This is a genomic window from Micromonospora sp. NPDC005194, assembly GCF_040608335.1.
GTDB lineage: Bacteria > Actinomycetota > Actinomycetes > Mycobacteriales > Micromonosporaceae > Micromonospora.
In genome coordinates this window covers 70,100-81,225 of sequence record NZ_JBEXIA010000033.1, presented here as the reverse complement: position 1 = coordinate 81,225, position 11,126 = coordinate 70,100, and the positions used below count along the sequence as shown (strand labels likewise).

The following is an 11,126-nucleotide window of genomic DNA, read 5'->3' as shown; positions in this document are numbered from 1 at the left end:
CTTGCTCGACACAAGCTGATCTATCAGAAGTCCCGTTCGCGTCTCCAAAGCCCTTGACTCAAGTCCCGATCGCCAAACGCAACAGCGTTGACATCAACGATCGAGCACGATCTTGCGAGGGCTAAGCGGCCTGATGCAGCAACAACGGGGACGTTGCTGCATCAGGGCTGGCGGACGCAGCAACAACGGGGAAGTTGTGCGGATCTTCTCGTGCTCGACCCGCCTTTGACGGCGGTCGGCGACTGTGGAAGTGGCGAGCGCCGACGACGAGGAGGCGCGGGGGGCGCGGGGACGGTGGCGGGGCGTCAGCGTCCGGGATGCTCGGCGACGTAGGTGCCACGCCCCGGCTGGCCGGTAATCAGCTCACGGTCGTGCAGCAGTGAGAGCGCCCGCGACGCGGTGTTCATGTGGACGGCGTAGCTCTCGGCGAGTTCCCGAGTGGAGGGCAGCTTGTCGCCCGGCTTCAGCTCGCCGCTCTTGATCTTCGCGGCGATCTCGTTGGCGATGCGCCGATAGGGCGCTTCTGCTGTGGGCATGGTGAGGACTCCGGTTGGTTCGGCTCCTCGATCATGCCGGCCTACACCAATATCTGCAACAAGCTGCAATGTCGCCGCCGCGAACCGTCGACCTACACAAGTATTTGGGGTAGGTTGCTGGATGTCCGGCTCCGGTTGGTTCGGCAAACCTCGGAGTTTGGGCCACTGGTTGGCTCCGCGTTCGTACCGCCGCCGTCGAAGGCTGCGGGCGTGGGGCCGGGCGGTCCGGTGGGCGTCCCCTACCCGCACACCGGGCCGCCCTCCAGGTCGACGAGTCGAGGGTGGTGGTCGTGAGTAGTGCGAGGGAGCGCTTCGTGGTGCATCTGCCGGTCGTGGCCGCTGATCTGCCGGGGGCGCTGCGGTTCGCTCGGGCGATCACGCGAGCGCTGGGTTTCCTCGCCGACGTGGACCGGGCGGAGACGACGGTGTCGGAGGAGGACGCTCAGTGCGTACGACATCGGGTTTTCTGTGACCACCTGCTGGCCGGTCGTCGGCGGTGCCCGCGCCCGGCGGACCACGACGGGCCGTGCGGCTGAGCCCGGATGGCTCGGGGCGACACACCTGTCGATCCATCCGTGGCGCTTCGGGCCATCGGGGGGTCCGGGTCGAGGATGGTAGTGCGGTCCGCTGTAACCCCCGGCCACCCCCTTCCTGTTACTTGTGTGTTTCCGCCACATAGCTCGTGGGTGACGTCACTTCTAGCGTGAGCCGACAACACAGCATCCTGTCCTCACCTGGAGTCGCGATGACGGTCCGGCACACGCGGCGGGCGTTCCTCTCCGCCGCCACGATGATGGCTGCGGCGCTCGCCGCAACGGCCTGTGGTAGCCCGCAGGACACCGCCACCGGCGGCGGCGACAGCGCCGCCCCGGTCAAGGTTGGCCTGGTGTACTCCCAGTCGGGAGCCCTGGCCAGCTACGGAAAGCAGTACGTCGAGGGGTTCAAGGCGGGGTTGGACTTCGCCACCAAGGGCACCGGCAAGGTGGGTGACCGGAAGATCGAGCTGACCGAGGTCGACGACGCCGGTGACCCGGCCAAGGCGGTCTCCGCCGCGAAGGACCTGATCGGCAAGGGTACGAAGATCATTGCCGGCTCGACCGCGTCCGGTGTGGCGCTCCAGGTCGCGCCGATCGCGGCGCAGAACAAGGTTCTCTTCATCTCCGGCCCGGCCGCTACCGACGCGGTGACCGGGGCGAACAAGTACACGTTCCGCTCCGGCCGGCAGTCCTACCAGGACGTGGTGACCGCCAAGTCGTTCATCGGCGACCCGGCCGGCAAGAAGGTCGTGGTCTTCGCCCAGGACGGCGCGTTCGGCGACGCCAACGAGGCGGCCGTCAAGGCGGTCATCGGTAGTGCCGGCGCCACCGTGAGCAGCGTCCGGGCGCCGGCCAGTGCCACCGAGTTCACGCCGTTCGCCAGCCAGATCAAGGCCGCCAAGCCGGACCTGCTCTTCGTGGCCTGGGCCGGCACGACCGCCCCGGCGATGTGGCAGACGCTCGACCAGCAGGGTGTGCTTTCCTCCACCACGGTCGTCACCGGCCTGGACATCCGGGCCTCCTGGCCGACGTTCGGGGCGGCCGGCGCGAAGATCTCCTTCCTGTCGCACTACTTCGACGGTGCGTCCGACACCGAGGCCAGCAAGGCGCTCAAGGCCAAGGTGAACACCATCGACCTGTTCCACCCGGACGGCTTCGCCGCCGCCCAGATGGTGGTCCGCGCGGTGCAGGAGGGCGGCGACGACGTCGACAAGATGGTCACCGCGCTGGAGGGCTGGAGCTTCGACGGGGTCAAGGGCAAGATGACCATCCGGGCCGCCGACCACGCGCTGCTCCAGCCGATGTTCCAGGCCAAGCTGACCGGCAGCGGCACCGCCTTCACGGCGACCGCGCAGAAGAGCCTCACCGGTGACGAGACCGCGCCGCCGGCCGTGGCGATGAAGGGCTGATTCATGCTCGCCACCCGCGGTCTGACCTGGCGGATCGGTGAGGTCGCCATCGTCGACAGCGTCTACCTCGACCTGGCGCCCGGGGAGTTCCTGGGCGTGATCGGGCCGAACGGCGCCGGCAAGACCTCACTGTTCAACCTGATCACCGGCCTGCGCCGGGCCACGGAGGGTCGGATCACCCTGGACGGGCAGGACATCGGTGGGCTTGCGCCGCACCGGCGGGCCCGCCTCGGTCTGGGCCGTACCTTCCAGGCGTCGTCGGTCTTCGGCTCGCTCAGCGTGCGGGAGAACGTCCGGCTCGCCGTGCAGGCGCACCGCGGGGGCTCGATGGCGCTGTGGCGGCGGGCGGCGGCCGACCGGGAGGTCGCCGCCGCCGCCGACGCGGCGCTCGACCGGGTCGGCCTCGCCCACCGGGGTACGGCGATGGCCGGCACCCTGGCACACGGCGAGAAGCGCAAGCTGGAGATCGCTCTGCTGCTGGCAGGTGAGCCGCGGGTGATGCTGCTCGACGAGCCGATGGCCGGCGTCAGCGCCGAGGACGTGCCCGAGCTGGTCGCCGTCATCAAGTCGTTGACCGGGGACAGCGGTCGGGCGGTGCTGATGGTCGAACACCACATGGACGTGATCCTCGAACTGGCCGACCGGATCGCCGTCATGCACCACGGCGCGCTGCTCGCCTGCGACACCCCGGAGACGGTGATGGCGAACCCCACCGTGCAAGAGGCCTACCTGGGGGAGTCCCTCTGATGGAACCGATCCTCAGCGTGGAGGACCTGTCGGTCCGGATCTCCGGGCTGCACATCCTCCAGGGGGTGTCCTTCACTGTCGCCCCGACCGGGGTGACCGTCCTGCTCGGCCGCAACGGGGTCGGCAAGACCACCACGCTGCGCGCGATCGTCGGCCTCACCCTGCCCGCCGGCGAGGTCCGCGGCACCATCCGGATGGGAGCGCAGAGTCTGCTGGCCCGCCCCACGCACCGGCTGGTCCGCGGCGGTCTCGGCTACGTGCCCGAGGACCGCTGCGTCTTCGCCGGCCTCACCGTCGCGGAGAACCTGCGGCTCGCCGAGCGGCGCGGCACCACCCCGGCGTACGACAAGGTCTTCGCGCTCTTTCCGGAGCTGGACCGGCGCGGACGCCAACGGGCCGGTTCGCTCTCGGGCGGGCAGCAGCAGATGCTCGCGATCGGGCGGGTGCTGCTCAACGACAACCGGCTGCTGCTGGTCGACGAGCCGACCAAGGGGTTGGCGCCGAAGGTGGTGACCGAGGTGGCCGAGGTGTTGGAACGGGTCGCGGAGTCGGTGCCGGTGCTGCTCGTCGAGCAGAACCTGGCGGTCGTACGCCGGCTGGCCCGCGACGCGGTGGTGCTGGCCGCTGGAAAGGTGGCCTGGACCGGCGACGCCCGGGAGCTGCTGTTGGAGACGGCGCTGACCAAGTCGCTGCTGGGTGTGGGCTCGGCGGAGGTGAACCACTGATGGGCACCGTGATCCTCTTGACGTTGACCGGGCTGGGCCTGGCGGCGCTGTACTTCCTCGTCGCGTCCGGCCTGTCCCTCGTCTTCGGCCTGGCCGACGTGCTCAACTTCGCGCACGGACTGTTCCTCGGCGTCGGCGCGTACGGCACCTGGTGGGCGGCGGGCAATCTGCCCGGTGCCGGCGGCGACGGGTTCGGCTTCGTGTTCGCGGTCGCCTTCGGGGTGGCCGCCGGCACGCTGGTGGCGATCCTGGTCGAGCTGGTGCTGATCCGCCCGCTGTACTCCCGCACCATCGAGCAGGTGCTGGTCACCGTCGGGCTGTCGCTGGCCGGGGTGGCGTTGCTCCAGGCCACCTGGGGTGCGGACGCCCGGCCGTTTCCCCGGCCGGACTGGACCCGGCAGGTGACCGGGATCCTCGGCGCGCAGGTGCCCAACGGTGGCCTGCTGCTGATCGTCGCGGCGGTGCTGGTGCTCGGCGCGATCCTGGCGTTCCTGCGGTGGACCCGCTACGGCCTGGTGATCCGGGCCGGGGTGGAGAACCGGGAGATGGTGACCGCGTTGGGCATCGACGTCCGCAAGGCGTTCACCCTGGTCTTCGCGATCGGTGGGGCGGCCGCCGCGCTCGCCGGTGCGCTCGGCGGGGTCTACTTCGGCACCGTCTCGCCCGGGCAGGGCGGCTCGCTGCTGATCTTCGCGTTCATCGTGGTGGTGATCGGCGGGATGGGCTCGGTGGTCGGCTCCGCGTACGCGGCGGTCGTGGTCGGGCTGGTGCAGCAGTTCGTCAACTACTACGGCACGTCCGGGCTGGGCGACATCTGCGTGGTCGGCCTGCTGGCCGTGGTGCTGCTGCTGCGCCCGCAGGGCATCGCCGGAAAGGTGGCAACGGCATGACGGTGATCGATGCGCCTCCCGCGCAGGTGCCCGACGAGTTGACCCCGCAGCGGGGGCGGTGGCACCGGGTCCGCCCGTTCCTGCCGCTGGTCGCGCTGGCCGTGCTGGCGATCCTGCCGTACTCGACGATCTCCCTGCCGGGGATCTTCGAGGGGCCGGTCAACTCACCCGGCACCCTGCAACTGCTCGCCATCTGCCTGATCTTCGGCGGGCTGGCGGCCGGGTACGACCTGCTCTTCGGCCGGACCGGGATGCTCTCCTTCGGGCACGCGCTGTACTTCGCCGCCGGTGTCTACGGCACCGACATCCTGGTCACCCGGGCCGGCCTGCCGCTGTGGCAGGCGGCGCTGCTGACCATCACCGGGGGAACCATCCTCGCGGCGCTGCTCGGCGCGGTGGCGCTGCGGACCGTGGGCATCGCCTTCGCCATGGTCACCCTCGCCTTCGCCCAGGTCGGCGCGATCCTGGTGGCCCGGGACTTCGGCGGGCTCACCGGCGGCGAGGAGGGTCTGCCGCTGGACGTGTCCGGGCTGCCCGCCGGGCTGGTCGGGGTGACCAACACGGTCAACCTGTACTGGTTGGCGCTCGCGTACCTGACGCTTGTGGTGTTCGTGGTGCACCGGGTGAGCGGGTCGCCGACCGGTCGGGTGCTCGCCGGGCTGCGTGACGACGAGCGGCGGATCGGCGTGCTCGGGCTGGACCCGTACCGCTACAAGCTGGTGGCGTTCACCCTGGCCGGCGGGCTGGCGTCGACGGGCGGGGTGGTCTACGTCCTGATCGTCGGCGGCGCGTCGCCGCACATCACCTCGTCCGAGCTGACCCTGTCGCTGCTGGTCATGGTGGTGCTCGGCGGGCCGGGCACCCGGTGGGGGCCGGTGCTCGGTGGGGTCCTCTACATGTACCTGGACCACCGGCTCACCGCGTTCGGCACGAGCGACGCGGTCGACAACCTGCCGGCCGTCCTCAGTCACCCGCTGAGCCAGCCCCTGTTCGTCCTGGGCACGGTCTTCATCCTGGCCGTCTACTTCTTCCCCGGAGGCATCACAAGCCTCGCCCCCCGCCTGGCCCACCTGACCAGATCCCTCCGCCCCCCACGCTGACCCCTCTGTCGATCATGAAGTTATTGCCACGACACGCCGTCGCGGATGGCGATAACTTCATGATCGACGGGGTTCTGTGGATGGCCGAGGGGCACGGCGGCTCGGTCCTCGGCCGCTGAGCACGCCACGCCGACCCGCAGCGCACTGAGCACGCCACCGTCCGCGGACGACGACAGGGCGGCGGCCCCCCGTGTGGCCGCCGCCCTCTGCGTCGTGGATCAGCCGTTCAACAACTCGTACGCCATCGCCGGCGCCTTCGTGGCGGCGGCGCCGGTCGGCACGCTGATCTTCGGCGCGCTGCCGTAGTCGGCGTACTTCACGACGTAGTCGTACGCCTTCGCCTTGCCGGCGGCCGGCATCTTCAACGTCAGCGAGGCCAGGTGCTTGTCCGCGCCGACCACCGCGGTGAACGGCACCTTCTTGGCGGCCTCCCCGAGGGCCGCCGCCTCGCCCTCCTCCAGCGCCTTCGACGCCTCCGGCTCGCTCACGTCGATGAACCCGACGTACTGACCGGGGCTCTTCTCCTCGACCGAGGTGGCCGCCTGGATCAGCGGACCGGCGTTGCCCTGGTCCACACCGTCGTAGGACGGGACGCTCTCGGCGTCGGTCAGCTTCGCGCGGTCCAGCTTCATCCACTTGTCGGGGAACTTCGGCAGGCCGGGACGGCCGCTGAGCTTCACCTTCACCCAGTACTGCTCCTCGATCACCAGGAACGACATCTTCAACGCGATGCCGTCGGAGTCCGGCGGCATGACCATGTTGAGTTCGAGTCCCTTCGCCGCCGGGTCGACCCGGCCGTCGACGGTGCTCGACGCGTCCTTGCCGCTCAACCGGAACGCCCCCTCGGTGCCGTCCGGGACGGCGTCGAGGAGCGCCTCCTTCGGACTGACGCTCGGGCTGGCGGACGGGCTGCTCTGTGGCGCCGCGGCCGGTTCGCTCTTCGACCCGCAACCCGCGAGCAGGGTGGTCGCGGCCAGCACGGCGGCGGCCGTACCGACCGTCCGTCGGATGGTGCCGGCGGTGCCCGTTGCCTGTGTCATCGCACTTCTCTTTCTCGCTGCCTGGCTTCTGCCGACGACGATGCTGCCGGCCGGCACGGCGGTTCGGCTGCCGATATGCTGCCGTCCGGCTGCCGGGCACTGCCGTCCGGCGCTCGCGGGGGTGTCAGGAGCGGAAACTCGCATGTCAGGACAGCTGCGTTTCGAGATCCTCGGGCCTCAGCGGGCCTGGTACGCCGACCGGGAGATCGACCTCGGTCCCGGCAAGCAGCGCGCGGTGCTCGCCGTACTGCTGCTCTCCGCCGGCCGCTCGGTCTCCACCGGGCAGATCGTCGAGGCGGTCTGGCCGGAGGACCCGCCCGCCAACGGCCCGAACGTGGTGCAGAAGTACGTGGCCGGGCTGCGCCGGGTGCTGGAACCGGACCGGTCGCCGCGTACGCCGGGACAGGTGCTCAGCCTCACCGACGCCGGCTACCTGCTCCGGGTCAGCCCCGAGGCGGTGGACGCGGTCCGCTTCGAGCGGGGGGTGCACCGCGCCCGACAACGCCGCGCGGAGGGCCGTGCCACCGACGCGGTGACCGAGCTGGCCGCAGCCCTGGCCCTGTGGCAGGGGGAACCGTTCGCCGGCTTCACCGGGCCGGTCTTCGAGGCGGCCCGGCAGCGGTTGGTGGAGCTGCGGGCCGTGGCGCTGGAGACCCGGGCCGAGCTGATGGTGGACCTCGGGCGGCACCGCGAGATGGCCGGGGAGCTGGTGGAGCTGGTGGCCGAGTTCCCGGTTCGGGAACGGCTACGGCACCAGCTCATGCTGGCGCTCTACCGCAGTGGGCGGCAGGCGGAGGCACTCGCCGCGTACCGGGAATTCGCGGACCTGCTCCGCGAGGAGTACGGCATCGAGCCGGGTGAGGCTCTCCGCGTGCTGCACGGGCGGATACTGCGCGCCGACCCGACACTGGTGGTGGAAAAGCCGGCGAACGAGCCGGAGTCACCCCTGCCCGCGACCGCGGGATCCGTCGCGGTGGTGCCGGCCCAGGAGCGGGCAGCCGAGCCAGGCCACCCAGCCGACCCGGTCTCCGCCGTTCCGCCGCCCGCTCCGCCGCCGGCCGTGTTCCCGCCGCCGGCCGTGTTCCCGCCGCCGGCCGCGTTCCCGCCGATGCCGCGGGACGAGTACCCGGTGCGCGGCACCCCACCCCGGCGGGCGCGGCGGTGGGTCAGCGTCAGCACGGCGATCGTCGCCGCGCTGATCGGGGTGCTCTCCTTCGGCCTGCTCACGTGGCTGGTGGTGCTGGTCTACGCGGTGTGGCGCCGGAGCTGGCGACACGGGCTCGCCGCCCTCGGCTACCTGTCGGTGATGGTCGCGTTCATCGGCGTGGTCGGCTCCGGTGACTCGGACGACGTGACCGCCGTCGACGTCGTCGCGATCATCACCTGGCTGCTCACCTGGCTGCTCGGCGTCCTGCACACGCTCCTGCTCAACGGTGCGATCTGGTCAGCGATCACCGGCCGGGGCGCGGCGCCGGCCGGGGCGGTCGCCGACGAGCGCCGGGTCCGCCGTGAGCAGGCCCGCTACCTGCTGTACCACTACCCGGCGGCGCGGCATGAGTTGCGCATCGGCCGGCCCGACCTGCCCCGTACCTTCGACGACGGGGGCCTGGTGGACGTCAACGCGGTCCCCGAGACGACGATCGCCGAGCTGCCCGGGATCACCGCCGAGCAGGCCCGGCAGGTGGTGGTGGACCGCTGGCTGCGTGGCCCGTTCGGTTCGATGGAGGACCTGGCCGCTCGCTGTCTGCTCCCGCTGCTGCTCACCGACTCCCTCCGCGACCACCTCGTCTTCCTTGCCCCGACGCCGGGCCCGACGACCGTGCTCCCGCAGCAGACCGCCGCCCACCCGCAGCAGACCAGCCCTCCGCCCCAGCAGACCAGCTCTCCGCCGCAACAGGCCGGAGGGGATGTCCGCCCCAGCTGGTAGAAATGCCGGATGGGCGACGAACGGGCGGCGGTACGGGAGCGGGCCGAGGCGGTGCTGCGCCGGCTGGCCGGTGAGCACGCCCGACTGCGCGAGGATCAGTGGCGGGCCATCGAGGCGTTGGTCGTCGACCGGCGACGGGTGCTCTGCGTGCAGCGCACCGGTTGGGGCAAATCAGCCGTCTACTTCGTGGCCACCGCCCTGCTGCGCGACAGCGGGCAGACCGACCAGGCCGGCCCCACCGTCATCGTGTCGCCGCTGCTGGCGCTCATGCGCAACCAGGTGGAGGCCGCCGCGCGGGCCGGCATCCGGGCTCGCACGATCAACTCGGCGAACCTCGACGAGTGGGACGAGATCACCGCCGAGATCCAGGCCGGCGCGGTGGACGTGCTGCTGATCAGCCCGGAGCGGCTCAACAACCCGGACTTCCGCGACGGCGTGCTGCCGAAGCTGGCCGCGACCACCGGGCTGCTGGTGGTCGACGAGGCGCACTGCGTCTCCGACTGGGGGCACGACTTCCGACCGGACTACCGGCGGCTGCGCACGTTCCTCGCCAACCTGCCCGAGCGCACGCCCGTGCTGGCCACCACCGCCACCGCCAACGCCCGGGTCACCCAGGACGTGGCCGAGCAGTTGGGCGACGCGCTCGTCCTGCGCGGCACGCTGGACCGCGAGTCGCTGCGCCTCGGCGTCCTCGACCTGCCCAGCCCGGCGCACCGGCTGGCCTGGCTCGCCGACCACCTGGACGAGCTGCCCGGGTCCGGCATCGTCTACACGCTGACCGTCGCGGCAGCGGGGGAGACGGCCGAGTTCCTGCGGTCGCGGGGCTATCCGGTCGCCTCGTACTCGGGGCAGACCGACGACGCCGACCGGCGGGCCGCCGAGCAGGACCTGCTCGACAACAAGATCAAGGCGCTGGTCGCGACCAGCGCGCTCGGCATGGGCTTCGACAAGCCCGACCTGGGCTTCGTCGTCCACCTCGGCGCACCACCCTCGCCGATCGCGTACTACCAGCAGGTCGGCCGGGCCGGCCGCGCCGTCGAGCACGCCGAGGTGCTGCTGCTGCCCGGTGTCGAGGACGCCGCGATCTGGCGCTACTTCGCCTCGCTGGCGTTCCCGCCGGAGCAGCAGGTCCGCGCCGTGCTGGCCGCCCTGCACACCGACCGTCCGCTCTCCACCCAGGCCCTCGAACCCCTCGTCGACCTGCGCCGGGCCCGCCTGGAGCTGATGCTCAAGGTGCTCGACGTGGACGGCGCGGTCCGCCGGGTGCGCGGTGGCTGGCTCGCCACCGGCGAGCCCTGGGTCTACGACGAGGCCCGGTTGCGCCGCGTCGCCGAGGCGCGCACCGTCGAGCAACAGGCCATGCGGGAGTACGCGTCGACGTCCGACTGCCGGATGCGGTATCTACGCGAACGCCTCGACGACACCGCCGCGACCGACTGCGGCCGGTGCGACAGGTGCGCCGACCCGCTCTTCGCCGCCGACGTGTCGACGGCAGCGCTCGCCGCCGCGCAGACCTTCCTCGGTCGCCCCGGCGTGGAGATCGCCCCGAAGAAGCTCTGGCCGACCGGGCTGGACGCGGTGGGCGTACCCCTGAAGGGCCGGATCGCCCCCGCGGAGCAGGCGCTGCCCGGCCGTGCGGTCGGGCGCCTCTCCGACCTGGGCTGGGGTGGCCGGCTGCGGGAGCTGGTGGGCCCGGAGGCGCCCGACGTGCCGGTGCCCGACGACGTCGCCGGCGCGGTGGTCGAGGTGCTGAAGGCGTGGGCGCACGGCGACGATCCGTGGCCCCGCCGCCCGGTCGGCGTGGTCGCGGTGGGCTCCCGCCGGCGGCCCCGGCTGGTCGGCTCGCTGGCCGAGCGGATCGCCGCCGTGGGCCGGCTGCCGCTGCTCGGCGCGGTCACCCCGACCGGCCCGGACGGCCCCGGCGGGCCGCGCGGCAACAGCGCCCAGCGGGTACGCGCGCTGCACGACGCCTTCACCGTGCCGGCCGACCTGGCCGACGCGCTGGCCGCGCTGGAGGGGCCGGTGCTGCTCGTCGACGACCTGGTCGACTCGGGTTGGACGATGACGATGGTGACCCGCGCGCTGCGGCGGGCCGGTGCTCCCGACGTGCTCCCGCTCGCTCTGGCCGTGGCCGGCTGAGCCGCCGTTCGCGATCGCGGAGGTCGGTGGGCGGCTGCGGGGCGGAAAGTTCCCGGGCCGCGCGGATTGCGACGGTC

Annotated in this window: 10 protein-coding genes; 8 read left to right on the top strand and 2 right to left on the bottom strand. The window is 71.9% G+C overall.

From position 1 onward, the window contains the following. Positions 1–305: 305 nt before the first annotated feature. Positions 306–536: a winged helix-turn-helix domain-containing protein gene (locus ABZU53_RS24685; protein WP_139586398.1), complete on the bottom strand. Its 231-nt coding sequence runs from the start codon at positions 534–536 to the stop codon at positions 306–308. Between the two features lie 290 nt (positions 537–826). On the opposite strand from ABZU53_RS24685, the gene ABZU53_RS24680 reads away from it, so the two are divergent. From ABZU53_RS24680 to ABZU53_RS24655, 6 genes are all read left to right on the top strand, one after another. Further along, entirely contained in the window at positions 827–1,072 is a 246-nt protein-coding gene (locus tag ABZU53_RS24680) for a hypothetical protein (RefSeq protein ID WP_354854422.1), read from the top strand. Positions 1,073–1,281: 209 nt separating this feature from the next. After that, positions 1,282–2,481 carry a substrate-binding domain-containing protein gene (locus ABZU53_RS24675; protein WP_266246453.1) on the top strand — a complete coding sequence of 400 codons (1,200 nt, stop codon included), beginning with the start codon at positions 1,282–1,284 and terminating at the stop codon, positions 2,479–2,481. A 3-nt stretch (positions 2,482–2,484) separates the two neighbouring features. After that, entirely contained in the window at positions 2,485–3,228 is a 744-nt protein-coding gene (locus ABZU53_RS24670; RefSeq protein ID WP_354854420.1) for an ABC transporter ATP-binding protein, read from the top strand. Further along, entirely contained in the window at positions 3,228–3,953 is a 726-nt protein-coding gene (locus tag ABZU53_RS24665) for an ABC transporter ATP-binding protein (RefSeq protein WP_355067739.1), read from the top strand. The genes ABZU53_RS24670 and ABZU53_RS24665 overlap by 1 nt, the downstream gene beginning before the upstream one ends. Next, positions 3,953–4,843 (top strand): branched-chain amino acid ABC transporter permease, encoded by an 891-nt coding sequence (locus ABZU53_RS24660; RefSeq protein WP_354854416.1) that lies wholly within the window; start codon positions 3,953–3,955, stop codon positions 4,841–4,843. The genes ABZU53_RS24665 and ABZU53_RS24660 overlap by 1 nt, the downstream gene beginning before the upstream one ends. Further along, positions 4,840–5,943, top strand: coding sequence for a branched-chain amino acid ABC transporter permease (locus ABZU53_RS24655; protein ID WP_355067738.1), 1,104 nt, complete (start codon positions 4,840–4,842; stop codon positions 5,941–5,943). Before ABZU53_RS24660 ends, ABZU53_RS24655 begins: the two co-directional genes overlap by 4 nt. A gap of 218 nt (positions 5,944–6,161) precedes the next feature. Here the strand turns inward: ABZU53_RS24655 and ABZU53_RS24650 are convergent, their stop codons facing one another. Next, positions 6,162–6,983: a hypothetical protein gene (locus tag ABZU53_RS24650; protein ID WP_355067736.1), complete on the bottom strand. Its 822-nt coding sequence runs from the start codon at positions 6,981–6,983 to the stop codon at positions 6,162–6,164. Positions 6,984–7,125: 142 nt separating this feature from the next. Between ABZU53_RS24650 and ABZU53_RS24645 the strand changes: the two genes are divergently transcribed. Together ABZU53_RS24645 and ABZU53_RS24640 are read left to right on the top strand one after the other, a co-directional pair. After that, positions 7,126–8,910 carry a BTAD domain-containing putative transcriptional regulator gene (locus tag ABZU53_RS24645; protein WP_355067734.1) on the top strand — a complete coding sequence of 595 codons (1,785 nt, stop codon included), beginning with the start codon at positions 7,126–7,128 and terminating at the stop codon, positions 8,908–8,910. 9 nt (positions 8,911–8,919) lie between these two features. Further along, a complete protein-coding gene (locus ABZU53_RS24640; RefSeq protein ID WP_355067733.1) occupies positions 8,920–11,049 on the top strand; it encodes a DEAD/DEAH box helicase in 2,130 nt (709 codons plus the stop codon). Positions 11,050–11,126 lie beyond the last annotated feature (77 nt).

Excerpts from the sequence above, each read along its gene's own strand:
- ABZU53_RS24685 (WP_139586398.1), bottom strand. The coding sequence starts at position 536 with ATGCCCACAGCAGAAGCGCCCTATCGGCGCATCGCCAACGAGATCGCC.
- ABZU53_RS24675 (WP_266246453.1), top strand. The coding sequence starts at position 1,282 with ATGACGGTCCGGCACACGCGGCGGGCGTTCCTCTCCGCCGCCACGATG.
- ABZU53_RS24670 (WP_354854420.1), top strand. The coding sequence starts at position 2,485 with ATGCTCGCCACCCGCGGTCTGACCTGGCGGATCGGTGAGGTCGCCATC.
- ABZU53_RS24665 (WP_355067739.1), top strand. The coding sequence starts at position 3,228 with ATGGAACCGATCCTCAGCGTGGAGGACCTGTCGGTCCGGATCTCCGGG.
- ABZU53_RS24660 (WP_354854416.1), top strand. The coding sequence starts at position 3,953 with ATGGGCACCGTGATCCTCTTGACGTTGACCGGGCTGGGCCTGGCGGCG.
- ABZU53_RS24655 (WP_355067738.1), top strand. The coding sequence starts at position 4,840 with ATGACGGTGATCGATGCGCCTCCCGCGCAGGTGCCCGACGAGTTGACC.
- ABZU53_RS24650 (WP_355067736.1), bottom strand. The coding sequence starts at position 6,983 with ATGACACAGGCAACGGGCACCGCCGGCACCATCCGACGGACGGTCGGT.
- ABZU53_RS24645 (WP_355067734.1), top strand. The coding sequence starts at position 7,126 with ATGTCAGGACAGCTGCGTTTCGAGATCCTCGGGCCTCAGCGGGCCTGG.
- ABZU53_RS24640 (WP_355067733.1), top strand. The coding sequence starts at position 8,920 with ATGGGCGACGAACGGGCGGCGGTACGGGAGCGGGCCGAGGCGGTGCTG.